This window comes from Sphingomonas pokkalii, from assembly GCF_003096275.1.
GTDB lineage: Bacteria > Pseudomonadota > Alphaproteobacteria > Sphingomonadales > Sphingomonadaceae > Sphingomonas > Sphingomonas pokkalii.
In genome coordinates this window covers 2,053,968-2,069,678 of record NZ_QENQ01000001.1, presented here as the reverse complement: position 1 = coordinate 2,069,678, position 15,711 = coordinate 2,053,968, and the positions used below count along the sequence as shown (strand labels likewise).

Below are 15,711 nucleotides of genomic sequence, written 5' to 3'. Positions count from 1 at the left end.
GTTTCGCCTATTCGCGGCCGAGCAGCACGCGGGCCTGGCCGGCGATCTGCGCCAGCATCGCCGCATTGGGTGCGGCCGATTGCCGGGCGCGGCGCACGACCGCCACGAACTGATCGACCCGGGCCTGATGGTCGGTGCGCCAAGCCTCCACCGCAGCCTGTGGATCGGCACCTTCGATGCGCCCCAGAAACTCGAGACGCAACTGCTGGAAATCGCGCGCCAGGCTGGCGATCAGCAGCCGCTCCCACACATCGCCGGTCGTGATCCGCGCGGCCGCACCCTGGGCCCAATCCAGCCCCAGCGTCTGGCCAAGCGCGGTGAAGGCACGCGCCAACACCTCTTCGTCGATTTCCAGCCGTTGGCCGAGATCGGCGAGGCCAACGGCGCCGTCCATCTCAACGATGCGGACGACTTTGTCGGTCAGCTCGGCCGGCGCGCCCGCGGCTTCCAGTCTTGCCGAGATGCGGTCGGAATGGGCGCGGGCTTCGTCCAGCAGCAGCGATCGCGCCTTGTCACCCAGTACAACGATGCCGGGGCGCAGCCGATCGATTACTTCGGCGGCGCTTGCACCGGGGCGGGTGACGCGGAGCAGATCGGCGATCTGGCCGCGTACCGCGAGTGCGAGCTGGTCGAGCAGCGCGATGCGGGCGCCTTCGCCGATGGTGGCGCTTTCGATTTCCGCCCATAGCGTCGGCAGGTCGAACAGGCGTTCTGCGGCGACGAACATGGCCGCGATGTCGCGCATCGCTGCGCCTTCCTCTTCCGCCAGTTCGAAGGGGTGCAGTACACCCAGCCGGTTGACCACGCGGTTCGCCAGCTTCGTCGCCACGATTTCGTTCCGCAGCCGATGTTCATCGATCGCGTTGCCGAAGCGCTCCTGCATCGCGCGCGGGAAGGCTGCGTGGAGATCGCCCACCAGCGCCGGATCATGGCCGAGATCGCCCTGTTCGATCGCGTCCTGCAACGCCAGCTTGGCCGACGCGAGCAGCACTGCCAGCTCCGGCCGGGTCAGGCCGCGCCCGTCCTGGGCTCGGCGCAGCAGGTCTTCGTTCGAACCAAGGCCTTCGACGAACCGGTCGAGCCGGCCACTGGCTTCCAGGATTTCGATCACCCGCACATAGCTGGGCAGATCGAGCGCGCCGTCATTCTCCATGAACGACAGCGCCAGTGTCTGGAGGCGGTTGTCCTCCAGCACCAGATGCGCGACGTCGTCGGTCATCGAGGCAAGCAGCGTGTTGCGATCCTCGAAGGCCAGGCGGCCCTCGATCATCTCGCGGTTGAGCGCGATCTTGATGTTGACCTCGTTATCCGAGCAGTCGACGCCTGCCGAATTATCGATGAAGTCGGTATTGATCCGGCCGCCATTGCGGGCGAACGCGATGCGGGCCGCCTGCGTGACGCCCAGATTGGCGCCTTCGCCGACCACCTGCGCGCGCACCTGCTCGGCATTGATGCGGATCCGGTCGTTGGCGGGATCGCCCACCTCGCCGTTGCTCTCGCTCGCCGCCTTCAGATAGGTGCCGATGCCGCCGAACCACAGCAGCCCGACGCGTGCCTTGAGGATCGCGATCATCAGTCCGTTGGGATCGATGCTGTCGACATCGAGGTCGAGCAGCGCCTTGATCTGCGGGCTGAGCGGGATCGACTTTTCGGTGCGCGGGAACACGCCGCCGCCTTCGGAGATGAGCGCGGGGTTATAGTCCGCCCAGCTCGAACGCGGCAGCGCGAACATGCGGGCGCGTTCTTCCCAGCTCTTCGCCGCATCCGGGTTCGGATCCAGGAAGATGTGGCGATGGTCGAACGCTGCGACCAGCTTGATCGTCTTGGACAGCAGCATGCCGTTGCCGAACACGTCGCCCGACATGTCGCCGACGCCGGCCACGGTCACCGGCTCCGACTGGATGTCCGTCCCCATTTCGAGGAAGTGGCGGCGCACCGAGACCCAGGCGCCCTTGGCGGTGATGCCCATCGCCTTGTGGTCGTAACCGACGCTGCCGCCCGACGCGAATGCGTCGCCCAGCCAGAAATTGCGTTCGGTGGCGATCTTGTTGGCGACGTCGGAGAAGGTGGCCGTGCCCTTGTCCGCGGCGACGACGAAATAGGGGTCTTCGCCGTCCAGGACCGTTACGCTTTCGGGGTGCACCACCGCGCCGGCCACGATATTGTCGGTGATCGAAAGCAGCGCACGGATGAAGATGCGGTAGCTCTCGGTGCCTTCGGCCAGCCAGGCATCGCGATCGACGGCCGGGTTGGGCAGTTGCTTGGGATAAAAGCCGCCCTTGGCGCCAGTCGGCACGATCACGGCGTTCTTCACGCGCTGTGCCTTCATCAGGCCCAGAATTTCGGTGCGGAAGTCGTCGCGTCGATCGGACCAGCGCAGGCCGCCGCGGGCAACCGGGCCGGCGCGCAGATGGATGCCCTCGATGCGGGGGCTGTACACCCAGATCTCGCGCCAGGGCAGCGGCGCCGGCAGGCCCGGTACCTTGGCGGAATCAAGCTTGAACGCCAGTGCCTCTTCGCCGGCGGGCGCATAAGCGTTGGTGCGCAATGTGGCCAGGACGACGCCCTTGAACAGGCGCAGGATGCGATCGTCGTCGATCGCCGAGACCTGGGCCAGGCCAGCGTTGATCGCCTTTTCGGCGTCGTCGATCGCTTCGGCATCGCCGCCGCGCGCGGGATCGTGTGCGGCTTCGAACCGTTCGACCAGCGCCGTCGCAACCAGCGGCGCACGGCGCAGCGCATCGACGACGGTACCGAGGCCATAGAGCATGCCTGCCTGACGCAGATAGCGGAACCAGGCACGAAGCAGCACCACTGCAGACGGGGCAAGGCCTGCTTCGACGATCAGGCGGTTGAACAGATCATTTTCAGCCCGGCCTTCCAGAACCGCTGCGATCGCGGCTTCCACCACCGCCGGATTCCGATCCAGCATGTCGCTGGGGCTTGCCGGCTCCACCTTGAAATCGTGGATGAAGGCGCCGTTGGTCAATTCGGTCGGCACTTCCTCCAGGACGCGGAAGCCGAAATTCTCGAAGGCGGGAACGGCATCCGAAAGTGCCAGTGCGCCTCCCAGTCGGTACAGCTTGATCCGATAGGCGCCGGCTTCATCCGCCACCGGGAAGATGCGGACCGATCGGCCATGTTCGTCTTCCAACCCGCCGATCCGCACCATATCCTGCGCGGCTTCCTCGGGGGTGTGGGTGAGGCGATAGACGTCGGGAAACGCGTTGGCGAGCCGGAGCGACAGGCGGGCGGCGCCGCTGCCCGCAATCTCGTTCAGGCACGCATCCACGGCCGGCGCCCAGCCACGCACGATCCGGGCGATGCGCGCATCGAGTTCGCCTTCGTCCGGCATCACCGTGTCGCCGCGCAGATCGAGCGTGTAGCGCAACTGGGCCAGCACGCCGTCTTCCAGCGCGATCGACCAGTTGATCATCTTCGCATGGGCGGCATCCACCAGCATGTTGCCGATCGTTTCGCGGTGCCCTGCGGCAACCTGTTCGCGCGGTAGCCAAACGAATGCAAACAGGTGCCGGCCGAGCGGGCTGCGTACCAGCACCAGCTTCGAGCGGGGACGATCGGATACCGACATCGCCGTGAGCACTAGGCTTTCCAGCGCTTCCAGATCGAATGCTGTCGTCAGGTCGTGCGGCAGGCCGGTCAACGCATGGGTCATCGCCTTGCCGGTATGGCCCGATGGATCGAAGCCGAACTTCGATTCGAGCATCTCCAGCCGGCTGCGCAGCATCGGCACCATCGCCGGCGGGGTGTTAAGCGCCTGGCTGGTCCATAGCCCGTAATGAATCGACAGGCCGGTTACGTCCTGGCCGGTCATCAGCGGCGTTACGACGATATCCAGCGGCACGCGGCGATGGACGGTGGAAATTGCGTTGGACTTCAGCAGCAGCGGAATTTCGCCGCCCATCTGAAAATAATCGACCGCCAGGTTGCGCGAGGCATCGGCAAGCAGGGGTACATCATGGGTGTAGCGCGCCAGGCCGATCTCGTCCGAGGATTCGCCGCCTGCCGTCCATTTCTCATGGCCCAGCAACGTCATGGCGTCGTCGGCGAACCAGCGCAGCAGCGCTTCGCCCTCGCGGGAGGGCACACGGGCGGCATCCAGGCCCATCGCCTGTTGTAGCGGGCGCCAATCCGAAACCACGTCGCGGACATGTTCCAGAACCCGCTCGATCTCGCTGGTCAGGGCACGGCGGGTGCGCGCATCGGCGCGCTCGATCTCGATGTAGATCATCGATTCGGGCTGTGCGTCGGCGGCCTTTTCGCCCACCGCGGTGATCGCACCCTTCGCATCGCGCTCGATCGGCAGAATGGGATGGATGATGCGGAACGTGCCCAGATCGAAGGCGGCGATCGCCCCGGCGATCGAGTCGACCAGAAAGGGCATGTCGTCGTTGATCACGGCGAGCCGCATTCGGCGGCTGTTGTCGTCGTGATAGGTTTCCAGGTTCAGCCGGACGGTCTGGGGAGGCCTTTCTGCTGCCGTCTCCGCGACGAAGCGCGCGATGTCGGCGCGTTCGCTCTCGTCCAGTCCTTCCAGCTCTCCGGGCAGGGCGCCTTCGAAGATCCGCTCCTCGAACGCCTGCATGATCTCTTTGGTCATGTTCTTCATATAGGCGGCTATGCGCCTGGCAGGTTGCCACCTCAAGTCTGGAAAAGCCGCTAGGATGGGCGCATAAGCGCTGTTCGTCGCGGGCTGGACTCAGGCAGCCGCGCGGCGCACGGCGCGATCGGTACGCGCCGCATCGCCTTCGGATTTTGTCACGACATCGACCCCTTGTGCGCCGGCGCGTGCAAGCAGCAACAGCCCGTCGACCGCCGGTGCCGGGGGAGTTGTCGTCTTGGTGGAAGGACTCAGCATGGCGGCCCGCGCCGTGCCGTTTCGGGCGGCGGGCTGGAGGCGGGGCGGCAGGACGCGTCGATTTCCGCGACGAGCAGTGCCTGCGTCTCTATGTCGACGGCTTCCTTCCAGTTGATGACGCCGTGGATGCAGCAGATCCTGCCCTGCGCGTCGGCGAAGGGCATCAGCAGGCCACGGTACAACATCTGGCTGCCGCGCGGGCCGGCAAACTCGGCTTCGAAGCCGATCGGCGCGCGATTGGCGATGATCTGCGCATAGGGCTCGGCCAGTCGTGACAGCAGCGAGGATTCGGGCGCATCGCGCAGGTGGCGGACGATGCCGGTCAGCCCGCATTGCGCGGCGAGTGCGGCTCCCAGGAATCGGATGGCGGGGTTGTCGCTCTCGGTGCTGAAATCGAGTAGCACGCTGTTGGGCGCGAAATCGGCGAGGCCGCCGGCGTCGAGATCTGCCAAGGCGGGGCAGGGGCGGCCCCGGAGCAGCGACATCCAGTGATTATAGGCGCGCACCTGCATCCGGCGATCCTGGGTGCCGATGGCGATCGGGCGCTCGTCGATCATCCCCTCGCGTGCAGCCTTGCGCGAGCCCGCGGCAGGCGGATTGATGCGGCGCGCCATGTTCATTGCCAAGCTCCATTGCGGGCGATGCCCGAAACCCTGATCGACCGCTTCTGCCCGCTCCATGGTAAAGCGCTGGTAAAGGCCGCCTGTCGCCGGCCCCGGGAGTTTCCCGGAGGATGCAAAAACGACATCGCCTTGCAACGCGGTGCTTGCCATGCGTATCGTCCGCTGGTAAGCGCGCCCTCCTCCGGGCAAGCCAGCGCCTGGACGCACGATGTGCCGCTTTAGCTCAGCTGGTAGAGCATCGCATTCGTAATGCGGGGGTCACAGGTTCGAGTCCTGTAAGCGGCACCAGTACATATTGAGAACATTGTAGAAAACCGCGGAAAACTGCGGTAAAATGTCTCCTGCGGGTCCCGTGGTTTCCCATTTTGTTCCACCGTGGCCCACCCAAAGTGGGCCACGAATCGGTGGGCCACGGAGATCGCAGGAAGGCGTGGCCCACCATGCTTACGAACGTCGAGATTCGCGCGCTGAAGCCGGCGGCACGTCCGTTCAAGGTTCCGGACGGCGATGGCTTGTATCTTCTCGTCCAGCCCTCTGGCGCGCTGCTGTGGCGGTTTCGCTACAAGGTGTTCGGTGTTGAGCGGAAGCTGTCGCTTGGCAGTTTCCCCGAGGTTACCCTCCAGCAGGCGCGCCACAAACGAGACGAGGCGCGCGCGGAGCTCACCGACGGCTTCGATCCGGTCGAGCAGAAGCGACAGAAGCAGCTTGAGGCGGAACTGGCAGCGAAGACCACCTTCGAGCTCGTTGCCAATGAATATATTGAAAAGATGGAGCGCGAAGGAAAATCGGCGGCGACCCTCAAGAAGGCGCGCTGGTTTCTCGAACTGCTGAGTGGGATCGCCCGCCGGCCCATCGCGGCCATTACGCCACACGAGTTGCTAGATGTCCTGAAGCGCGTTGAACGTCGCGGGCATCATGAAACGGCGGTGCGACTACGCTCCTTCGCAGGCCGCGTGTTCCGCTATGGCTTCGCAACGCTACGCACCGAAAAGAACCCGGCGGACATTCTCCGGGGCGCGCTCACCGTTCCCCGTGTGAAGCACCACGCCGCGATCGTTCAGCCGAAGAAGGTCGGGGAACTGCTTCGCGCCATCGAGGACTATAAAGGCCGCCCCGAAACGCTCTACGCGCTGCGGATCGCGCCGCATGTGTTCCTGCGGCCGGGCGAGCTCCGGCAGGCGAAATGGAGCGAGATCGACTTCGCCGAGAAGGTCTGGCGCGTGCCTGCGGAGCGCATGAAGATGAAGCAGGCGCACGCTGTGCCACTTTCCCGGCAGGTGCTGTATCTGCTCCAGGATCTGCGCTCGCTTGCGCGATCCAGCGAGTTCCTTTTCCCCGCGCTGCATACGACGTTGCGTCCGATCTCCGACAACACGCTGAATGTCGCACTTCGTCGCCTGGGCTTCGAGCATGACGAAATGACCAGCCACGGCTTCCGCGCCATGGCGAGCACGCTGCTTAATGAATCTGGCCTCTGGCATCCTGATGCCATTGAACGTGCATTGGCGCACGGCGAAAGGGATCGCGTCCGGGCCGCGTACCACCGGGGCGCACACTGGGATGAGCGGGTCCGCATGGCGCAGTGGTGGTCTGACTACCTTGACCAGCTTCGCGTTGGCGGTGCGGTGATCAAGGCGAAATTCCGAAAGCGCGGGTAGAGTTGGCCGAATTGCGGTGAAGGGAAACCAACCGATCGAAATACGCTCGTCAAAATATGCACTTACCGCACTGCAGCAAAAATGGAGCCCCAGGGGTCAGGCCCCACTCCCCTTTTCGTAAATCGGGTTCGAAGCACAAACGCGATCGGGTTGGGCAACTACGAACGCCGGAGATGTCCCACGATTGTTCGGCAGCTGGCGACCAGCTTACGCCGCTCCGATGCGTCTAAAAGAATGTCGGTTCACGTCGGAACCGGTCATTCGAAATTTCCATAGCACCCAGGCAACGACGCGCCCCATATGCCTCGTTTGGGCGGCCAAAACGTTGGCAACTATAGTAGAAGATGCTCGCACGGTTTCGTGTTAGGTTCTAGGAAGCCAAACAGCCTTTGGCTTTGTAAATCAATATGCCGATCGTTTTCCCACCCCGCCAGCATCGATGCCAGAGTACTGGATAGGCAGATCGCGAGATCGGCACTTGAGCAAGGCACGCGGTTCTCTATCCGGGTTTGAGCAGGCGCAGTGCGGTCATAGCAAACACGATAAGCGGCTGCACGGTTGTTCACACTCCAAACATTGTAGCGCGGCACGAACAACAGGTCTTCATTCGACAACGAATGGCGCCGAACGCAGTTCTCACCCGAGGGGCAATAGGCTGCCCGGTACACGGGATATGACGTAAGCAGTCCAATGAGTGAGCGGGAAAGCGGTGAGCCGACGGCGAGATTCAATGACCAATCGCTATCGCAAAAGACGTTGCTATCATCCTCCCATAGCGAGACATTCACTTGCATTGAGCTCGTCGGTGTCATGACGCAGCTATCGTCCAGCCGAAGCCCGAACTTGCCCGCGGCGACACGCATCGCGGAAACCGTTTCGTCGTGCTCGGCAATCAGCGAAGTCACGTCGCGGTGGAGCGAACTCCTATACTCGACCTGCAGGGGATGTCGCTCTTCTACGACCCGGTCAACAAAACCGCCAAGCGCGGCCAGAAATGCCTCGCGCCAAGCGATCGGGTTTAGTCCGATAGGCCGCAGCGCGTATTCGTGCTCGACACCCAGCACGACCTGGCAACCGCTGGCGCATTCCAAAGCATCGAACACATCTGCAAGCGATTGGCGAGTTCCCGTTGGTGTCAACGCCCACGGTCTCCATCATCCGGGCCTCGCGCTTCGCGTTCCGCCCGCTCGGCCATGGCTCTCACCCACATCGGCGATCTCGATGGAGCACGGGCGCGTTCATTTTCCGCGGCGTGATCTCGAGCATCCTCGGGATCGCTTTCATCCGCCTCTTCGATAGGCTCGTCATCGCCGAAGACCCGGTCGCGCAGTTCAGTCATGCGTTCCCTGAACCAGAGCGCCGAGCGCATTTCCCCGAGCTGCGCTGCGAGATATGCGGCCTCTCGCAGGTGATGGATAGATACCAACTGCTCCTCGATCGAAACTAGCAGGTCCCGGGCCTCCAGCCATTGCCCGGACGCGAGCAGGAATTCGGCTTCACGCAAAGCTTGCTCAACCGGGAACAAGTTAGCGAGCTCGCTAGATGCTACTTTTTGACGTAACCGCTTCGCCTTCACGACATCGCCCGATGACGCTTCGAAAAGCGACAGCACTTCAAGCGCTTCCCACATAGTACGTTCGGGAAGCGGCCGGGGCCATCCGAGATAGACTGCCGCACGTAGCCAAGGTGTCTCGCCGTAGAGCCGCTGATCGATGAGCTTTCGGACGCGCTCCGCGCCAGCAAAGTCGCCAAGCCGGATCAAGCGCCGGAGATAACTTGGGATCAGGACGGCGGCCTGCGATCCACCATTCTCGGAGAACCGGGCGAGAAACTGCGAGCCTAGATAGTAGTCCTCGAGCCAAGTCTCGCAGAATTCTGCTAGTTCGAGAAAATCGTCGGGTGTGCCACGAAGCTTCGACCGCTTCGATGCTTCGCGCGGATCGTTGGCCGTGCCCTTCTTGGAATGATATTCGAGGTACTCGCAGAGGTGTCCGTATTTCTCTTCTTTCAGCAGGCTGTAAGAGCTCCTAATGATGGCGCGTACGCTGTCAGTCTCGACGAATATGTCTCGGTCGGTGATGACTTCTAGCCAAGGGTGTAGCTCAAGTATCTCGGAGATTTTGGCGCTCAGCGTCTCCGCTTTCCCGACGCTCTGACTCAGCCGTCGCTTGAAATCTGCTTCGACCGACTTTTCGAGACGGTCCAGACTTTCCCGCTGTCCGGTCGACAGAAGATCAACCTTAGACTCCAAAGATCGCCATCGCTCTACAAATAAGACGCTGATCAGAAGGCCGATGGCAATGCTGATGACCTGTGGATCGCGCAGGATCGTTCCGCCGGGCGCGCCCTTTCCGGTCGCCACTTCATATAACGACAATATCAACAGCACGATGATAAGGATGATTACGATCGACAGTGCGACTGCCACGATGCCCCGGCGCCATCGCGCATCTTGCTCCATATGCCCCCCCTCTGCCAACCTGGCTTAGAATTTGGATGCCGCGCCGGTCCTGATTACATTTGGCGCAAAGCCAATGATTTTATGTGTTTCGTCTGAATCGCCGCGCAACGGATTGACGTCCCAACGTCCTGCGAATGCACGATCTTCATAATAGAAGCAGGATCTCAGGAGTTCAGGCGCCTTGCGCGACAATGAAACAACTTGCTGCTTTTGTGAAAGTTGGACGAGCTGCTCGACAGAGAAGCGCCCGATCATTTCCGATATCGGTTTGGCGGCGAGATTTCGGCCCATGCCAAAACACTGGACGACGCCGCAATTGTTGATCATGCCATCGGCATCTTCTTCGTAGATCATCTGGATCTGCGTGAGGTCCTGGAAGAACATCCAGACCTGCAAGCCATAGCCCCGCAGTAGCGTGATCGCCTTCTTCAGCCCTTCGAGATGGCCGAGTTGGGCGCATTCATCGAGCAGGAAGAGCGTGCGTTGTTTAGGATGAGACTTGCGCTCCATGATGAGCGTGAGCGTACTTGCGATCCAGATACGCAGGAGGACCGAATGCGACACCAGCTTGGAAGGTGGAATGACAATGTAAACCGTATAGTTTTCCTCTCCTAGAATATCCTTCACGCCGAAGGTCGAATCCTTCATGTATTTGTTGAGGGAATCCGATAAGAGTGGATTGAGATAGCTCTGAGCTGTGGAAATGACCCCCGAACGTTCTTTATCAGCTTTTTGAAGAAAGGCGGCAATGCACTTGTAGGAAAACGATCCTATCTGATTGCCCTGGTTATCAAGCAAAACTGCCAACTCGTAGACGACATCGTCTCGATAGAGCCAATTCAGGAACTCTGCGAATCCCGGAACGCGCCCCTCAATTTCCCCGCTAGCTACAGTTGCACCTAACACGCCGGCCAGTAGCTTCAGTGCTTCATTGTCCCAGAAATCGTGCTGTGAGCTTATCTGGCGATCGGTTCGTTTGCCTGAGAATACAGCGGCCAGCATTGTTGCCTGAATGTCCTGCTTCGAATCAGCGGCGACCAAATCGAGCGGATTGAAGCGCGCGCGCGTGACTTCCAGCTTCTTCAGGAGTTCGTCCGGCACATGCTCGAACGGATCGAGCAGGATGATCTTCTGACCCAACACTTCCTTGCGATAGCGGGCCGTAACCGCAAAATTCTCGCCCTTTGGGTCAATAGTAATGACCGGACCATCATAGTGAAGAAGGTTCGGAATTATTACACTGACGCCCTTACCTGCGCCAGTGGGTGCGAATGTGACGAGGTGCCCGTCCTGATCATATCGTTCTACACGAGATATGTCGGTGTATTTGCTCGCAGTTCGGCCACCAAACTGCCGGCGGATATTGTTTTTTTCGCCAATTAGCGGCCATCCGAGCAGCAAATCCGTCATGATTAGAATAGAGGCACGGTTAATTTGATTCGTCAAGAAGAAGAGAAATCGCGAAGATTAACATACCGGCGCAAGCTCTGTTGCTCTACGATGCCGTTCGGAAAAATGCCTAATGTCTGCTGCTGGCCAGAGCGGCCGCTCGACAGGTCGCGAGGGAACGGCAGGAATGTCCCACACCCGGTCAATCGTTGCCTCATCGCTCCGGGGTGGGAGCAGCCTCATATGTCATCGGATCATCAAGCCAGCAGGTAACAGCAGACTCGCGCCAGCCGATACAGCGGGTGCTGATCTGCGTGCTAGCGGGGAAGGTGCCTGCTTCCATCTTCCGGTAAAGGGTGGAACGCGTGAGGCCTGTTAGAGCGAGGACGGCCTTGAGCCGGAGGATGCGGTCCGTTGCGTTGGAGTGCATTGCTATCACCTTGCATCGTTCGGGGGTTGATGGAGGGTTTCGACGCAAGATGGACCCGAACGGCTTGCCGGCAGAAGGGTTCGTCTGGGGCTGAAATGGCCCTGTTCGGTGCAGGCTGGCATGTACATCGACTGGGATCGACGGTTGTGCGAGCGGTCCGTCTGCCCGAGGGTGTCGCCGACGAGGTTGCAGCGCACCTGAGCTTGCATGGCACAAGTCAGAGACTTTGCGTTCTTGCTCTTCGTTCCCATTTTGTTCTAGCTGGCCGTCCGCTGTCGAGGCAGCGATTCGACATCATTGGGAGCTTCGGCATGGAGCACGACCTCCAGTTGCGCGCTGCTGCGCGTGCGATCTACGACGCCTGCTATCCCAGCGAGGAGTGGGCGCCGTTCGGCTTCGACGAGGCGGAGCGGTTCAGGACCATCCACTATCGCCAAGCCGTCGGCGCGGCGCTGCAGGCGCGTCGGGCGCTGCACGATCGCGCGGTGCAACCGAGCCTGTTCGCCGAGCAGGTGCACGCCTGACGCCCGCGCGATGGATGCGATCGAACGGACCAACTGGCTGGCGCACCGCTGGCCGATCGAACTCGAAACCTTCTCCTATGGCGGGTGGCTGATCCATGTGGGCAGGGTCGAGGGGCATCGCCTGGGGCAAGTCAACTCCGCTGCGGAGTTCGAGACCTGGAAGGCAGCGCAGCGACCGCTGTGCTTGGCGCGCTTCATTGCGGGGAGGCGCGAGCTTCATCCGCCGGCCGTGCTGGTGGTGGCCGGCAAGTACCGCCTGGGCCGTATCCCGCCGGAGCTGTGGTGCGGCTATGACGCGACGCTGCTGATGGATGCACCGGCGGCAACGCTGCTTTCCGCCAAGGTGCGGGCGATGTTCCCGGCCTGGCCGGATGCCCTCATCCGGGTGGTGCCGCAGGACCAGGTGCCGGCGCTTGGCCTGCACCCTGCGCCTGCCGCGGCAGGTCCGCGCCTGCGCTTGGTGGGCTGACATGGCACGCTACGACGCAGATGGCGGGCAGGTGCCCCGGACGCTGTTCGAGGCTGCGGCGTTCCACCGTTCGGTCCAGGCAGCCTGTGCGGGGTGCGGGCACATCGGCGTCTTTCATGCGGCGGCGCTCTGGCGGCTGTTCGAGCGCAGGCAATGGCCGGGGCGGCTCGCCGAAGTTGGTGCCCGCCTCCGATGTTCGCGATGTGGGCGGCGTGGCACGGCGATCAGCCTGACCCGCGATCCGCCGACGATCACCAGCCTGCCGCTCCCGAGCGATGTCGAGTGGCGGCGGGCGGTCAGCCGGTTCCGCGCCTAGAACAGGGCCGCCTGTTCGACAGCGCCCTTGCGCTTCACCCAGGGCTCGTCGGTACGCTCCATGACGATCAGGTCGTCGGGGAAGCAGCGGGCCTGGAAACCTAGAATGTCGTCGAAGCTGCCGTGCAGCCAGCGATCATGGTCATCGCGGTGGAGCAGCACCGGCATGCGGTCATGCACCGGACGGATCGCCTCGTTGCAGTCGGTCATCACGCCGGAATAGACCGGCCCCCATTCGGCGCTGTCCCGCCACAGTCCCGCCCAGGCGAAGATCGGCGCGTCCTTGACGCTGAACCAAGTCCGCGTTTTCGATCCCTTGGCCCCCTCCGCTTCGGCGAAACCGGTCAGCGGAATGAGGCAGCGCCACTCTGGCTTGCGCGCGAGGCCGACCCACATGGGCTTGGTGAGATCCGCGATGTTGTTGACCGGCTTCGGCTTGGCGGTCGGGCTCATCCCCTTGAGCCGGAGCGGGAATCCCCAGACCATCGACTGCAGGATGCGCGCGCCCGCTTCCTCGCGCACCACCATGCCGGGATATTCAACAGCGCATGTTCGGCGCCTGGAAGCGATGCGGCGGGCGGGTGCCGGGCCGGAAAGGCAAGCCGACGGCAGTTGGACCATTCCGGAGGACCATCTGGATCGCGCCGAAGCATTTGCGCGACGGCAGCAGGGGGAGCGACCGCTTGCGTTGACGATACTGTCGTCTCGGGCTGTCAGCGAACTGGTCGACATAGAGGCACCGACTTGGCTTGATCGCGAGCGGGAGCTTCGCGATCGTTGAACGGTCGCGGGATTTTACACTTGTACCGTGGCGGGATGTGCTGGAGCGTAACCTGGGCAAACCAGCCTCGGGTATCATGCGGGCGGAAGGGATCGATTGGCAATTCGGGAGGAGTCGGTCGGGACCAGTAATATCTTGAGTAGCTCATCAGCGAGCGGGCTTCTAGCGCGTCGGGGCTGGTTACGATCGAGAGCCTGCGCGCAGAATGCGCTTACACGCTTGCCCGCTCTCACGGCATCATGGTTGGTCCGATCGTGGGACAAAGTCGACGTTGGAGAAGGCGCTGGGAAACGACGGGTGTTGGGGAATGCCGTCGTTGACTGCTCGCAAAGACGTCGTCGGCCCAGCGCCAAAGCCAGCCATCCAATGAGACTTTGCGTATGATCAAAAGCAGACGCCTAACCTTTCAGGGAAGACCGACTTCCTGCAGCCGATCCGCGCAAAGCACCGTGTCGGTAGCGCGTCCGACCGATTGCATCGAGATGCGCGAATACGCCAGTGTTGATGCTACAATCAACGTCGAGGAACGCAGGAGCAGGGTAGCCAACGCGATAGGTCACTCGGAACTGCGCGTTCCATAGCCGCAGACGTAGATCCTACGTCTCAAAAGGCACGTCAACTGTTTGCCATTGATATTACGGCATCGAGCAGGATCTTTATAGCCGCGACGGCTGGGCCTTCGACCAACATCCCGCACTCCAGGTTCGTCGACTTCGATCGCCTCAACAGGTTCGCCGAGCCCACATAGGCGGCGACGCCGTCCGCCAAGACGATCTTCGCGTGAGGCGCCGCCGCTGTTGGTGATCGGGGCGGCGGGGGACGCCGAGCTGGTCAACTACCGGATGCGCGGGCGCTTCTATGTCGTCGACCGGATCTTCGACCGCGCCGAGTTGCGGCTCGGCACCGGCAAGCAGCAGGTCGTCCGCATCGATCGGGTCACCGAGGTTCCAGCGCCGAAAGGCAAGCGGTCATGAGCGACGATGCTGTCTCGCCAACCCCGAAGCTCGACCCGGAGTCGCTGGCCATCCGGGTCAAGCCGCCGCGCGCCATCCGGTTCCGGCGCGGCGTGATCATCGCTATCGCGGCACTGGGGTCGGTCGCCCTTGTCGCCGTGGCATGGAGTGCCTTGGGATCGCGCCTGCGGCAGGCGGCAGCCGAGCGGAAGGAGCTATCGGAACCGAGCAGACAGCCGCCGCCCGATACCTTGAACAGGCTCCCCGCAAGCTATGGCGAGGTTCCAAAGCTCGGCCCGCCGCTGCCGGGCGACCTGGGGCGGCCCATCCTCGAGCGCCAGCGCCGCATGGCGGCCGAGGTGGAGGCGAATGACCCGGACGGGCCGGGGAGGGCGGGGGCGCAGGCCGCGACGCAGGAGCGCGATCGGGAGCTTGCCGAGCTGAAGGCCGCGCGAGCATCGGGCCTGCTTGTGCAGAACCAGAGCGGGCCATCGGCGCCGGTGTCAGTGGAGGTCACTGCTCCGCCGGCACCCGTGACCGGGGAAGCAACGCTGGCAATCGACCCGGAGCGCGATCCCAACGCCCAGAGCCGCAAGGCTCAGTTCCTCGCCACGCGCGATACATCGGCTGACACCAATCCGCACAGGCTGGAAGCCGCGCCGTCTCCCTATCTCCTGTCGGCCGGCAGTGTGATTCCGGCGAGCCTGATGTCCGGTCTGCGGTCCGATCTGCCTGGCCTGGTGACGGCGCAAGTGACCGCGAACGTGTTCGACAGTCCCACCGGGCGCATCCTGCTCATCCCACAGGGCGCGCGGCTCGTCGGAAGCTACGACTCGGTGGTCGCGTTCGGGCAGAAGCGCGCACTCGTCATTTGGCAGCGCATCCTGCTGCCGGACGGAAGCTCGCTCCGGATCGACAACGTGCCGGCGACCGATGCCTCGGGATATGCCGGCCTGCAGGACAAGGTCGACTTCCACAACTGGACGCTGCTCAAGGGGATCGCGCTTTCGACCCTGCTCGGCGTGGGCTCGGAGCTGACGGTTTCCGGTGACAGCGATCTGGTCCGAGCGATCCGGCAGTCGATGCAGCAGAATGTCGCGCGTGCGGGCGACCAGCTCACTTCGCGTAATCTGAACATCCAGCCGACGCTCACAATTCGCCCCGGCACGAATGTGCTGCTCGTGGTCCACAAGGACCTGATCCTCGCGCCCTGGCGCGGATAGGAGGCC

The 15,711-nt window shown here is 62.8% G+C and carries 17 protein-coding genes and 1 tRNA gene; 9 read left to right on the top strand and 9 right to left on the bottom strand.

The annotated features are described in order from the left end of the window. Positions 1-7: 7 nt before the first annotated feature. From DD559_RS09280 to DD559_RS09275, 3 genes are all read right to left on the bottom strand, one after another. Positions 8-4,630: an NAD-glutamate dehydrogenase gene (locus DD559_RS09280; RefSeq protein ID WP_116468917.1), complete on the bottom strand. Its 4,623-nt coding sequence runs from the start codon at positions 4,628-4,630 to the stop codon at positions 8-10. Between the two features lie 90 nt (positions 4,631-4,720). Further along, positions 4,721-4,879, bottom strand: coding sequence for a hypothetical protein (locus DD559_RS19795; RefSeq protein WP_165831065.1), 159 nt, complete (start codon positions 4,877-4,879; stop codon positions 4,721-4,723). Beyond that, complete coding sequence (locus DD559_RS09275; RefSeq protein ID WP_116468916.1) at positions 4,873-5,499, bottom strand: PAS domain-containing protein; 627 nt, start codon at positions 5,497-5,499, stop codon at positions 4,873-4,875. The genes DD559_RS19795 and DD559_RS09275 overlap by 7 nt, the downstream gene beginning before the upstream one ends. Positions 5,500-5,714: 215 nt before the next feature. Between DD559_RS09275 and DD559_RS09270 the strand changes: the two genes are divergently transcribed. Further along, positions 5,715-5,790, top strand: a tRNA-Thr gene (locus tag DD559_RS09270). Positions 5,791-5,942: 152 nt separating this feature from the next. Then, entirely contained in the window at positions 5,943-7,160 is a 1,218-nt protein-coding gene (locus DD559_RS09265; protein WP_116468915.1) for a tyrosine-type recombinase/integrase, read from the top strand. A 332-nt stretch (positions 7,161-7,492) separates the two neighbouring features. On the opposite strand, the gene DD559_RS09260 is transcribed toward DD559_RS09265, so the two are convergent. The 4 genes from DD559_RS09260 to DD559_RS09245 all read right to left on the bottom strand — a co-directional run bounded on the left by DD559_RS09260 (position 7,493) and on the right by DD559_RS09245 (position 11,440). Next, a complete protein-coding gene (locus DD559_RS09260) occupies positions 7,493-8,299 on the bottom strand; it encodes a hypothetical protein (RefSeq protein ID WP_133243807.1) in 807 nt (268 codons plus the stop codon). Next, positions 8,296-9,621: a hypothetical protein gene (locus DD559_RS09255; RefSeq protein WP_116468913.1), complete on the bottom strand. Its 1,326-nt coding sequence runs from the start codon at positions 9,619-9,621 to the stop codon at positions 8,296-8,298. Before DD559_RS09255 ends, DD559_RS09260 begins: the two co-directional genes overlap by 4 nt. A gap of 24 nt (positions 9,622-9,645) precedes the next feature. Then, complete coding sequence (locus DD559_RS09250; RefSeq protein ID WP_116468912.1) at positions 9,646-11,031, bottom strand: type IV secretory system conjugative DNA transfer family protein; 1,386 nt, start codon at positions 11,029-11,031, stop codon at positions 9,646-9,648. Positions 11,032-11,224: 193 nt separating this feature from the next. Then, a complete protein-coding gene (locus tag DD559_RS09245) occupies positions 11,225-11,440 on the bottom strand; it encodes a helix-turn-helix transcriptional regulator (protein WP_116468752.1) in 216 nt (71 codons plus the stop codon). 311 nt (positions 11,441-11,751) lie between these two features. Between DD559_RS09245 and DD559_RS09240 the strand changes: the two genes are divergently transcribed. From DD559_RS09240 to DD559_RS09230, 3 genes are read left to right on the top strand one after another with little or no spacing between them, the layout of a single operon-like run. After that, positions 11,752-11,964: a hypothetical protein gene (locus tag DD559_RS09240; protein ID WP_066725748.1), complete on the top strand. Its 213-nt coding sequence runs from the start codon at positions 11,752-11,754 to the stop codon at positions 11,962-11,964. A gap of 10 nt (positions 11,965-11,974) precedes the next feature. Then, positions 11,975-12,433: a hypothetical protein gene (locus DD559_RS09235; protein ID WP_116468911.1), complete on the top strand. Its 459-nt coding sequence runs from the start codon at positions 11,975-11,977 to the stop codon at positions 12,431-12,433. Between the two features lies 1 nt (position 12,434). Beyond that, positions 12,435-12,749 (top strand): hypothetical protein, encoded by a 315-nt coding sequence (locus DD559_RS09230; RefSeq protein WP_116468910.1) that lies wholly within the window; start codon positions 12,435-12,437, stop codon positions 12,747-12,749. On the opposite strand, the gene DD559_RS09225 is transcribed toward DD559_RS09230, so the two are convergent. After that, a complete protein-coding gene (locus tag DD559_RS09225; RefSeq protein WP_116468909.1) occupies positions 12,746-13,276 on the bottom strand; it encodes an SOS response-associated peptidase family protein in 531 nt (176 codons plus the stop codon). The genes DD559_RS09230 and DD559_RS09225 overlap by 4 nt on opposite strands. Here DD559_RS09225 and DD559_RS20390 point away from each other — a divergent pair. Further along, on the top strand, positions 13,164-13,529 hold the full coding sequence (locus DD559_RS20390; RefSeq protein ID WP_368389684.1) for a DUF3363 domain-containing protein: 366 nt from the start codon (positions 13,164-13,166) through the stop codon (positions 13,527-13,529). The genes DD559_RS09225 and DD559_RS20390 overlap by 113 nt on opposite strands. Before the next feature lie 37 nt (positions 13,530-13,566). After that, positions 13,567-13,668, top strand: a complete 102-nt coding sequence (locus DD559_RS20475; protein ID WP_240610193.1) for a hypothetical protein — start codon at positions 13,567-13,569, stop codon at positions 13,666-13,668. Positions 13,669-14,144: 476 nt separating this feature from the next. Here DD559_RS20475 and DD559_RS09215 read toward each other — a convergent pair whose 3' ends face one another. Next, positions 14,145-14,273 (bottom strand): hypothetical protein, encoded by a 129-nt coding sequence (locus DD559_RS09215; protein WP_240610384.1) that lies wholly within the window; start codon positions 14,271-14,273, stop codon positions 14,145-14,147. A 56-nt stretch (positions 14,274-14,329) separates the two neighbouring features. Here DD559_RS09215 and DD559_RS09210 point away from each other — a divergent pair, with 56 nt between their 5' ends. Both DD559_RS09210 and DD559_RS09205 read left to right on the top strand, forming a co-directional pair. Continuing rightward, positions 14,330-14,503, top strand: coding sequence for a TrbG/VirB9 family P-type conjugative transfer protein (locus tag DD559_RS09210; protein ID WP_438270420.1), 174 nt, complete (start codon positions 14,330-14,332; stop codon positions 14,501-14,503). Next, positions 14,500-15,705, top strand: a complete 1,206-nt coding sequence (locus tag DD559_RS09205) for a TraB/TrbI/VirB10 family type IV secretion system protein (protein ID WP_116468908.1) — start codon at positions 14,500-14,502, stop codon at positions 15,703-15,705. The genes DD559_RS09210 and DD559_RS09205 overlap by 4 nt, the downstream gene beginning before the upstream one ends. Positions 15,706-15,711: the final 6 nt, after the last annotated feature.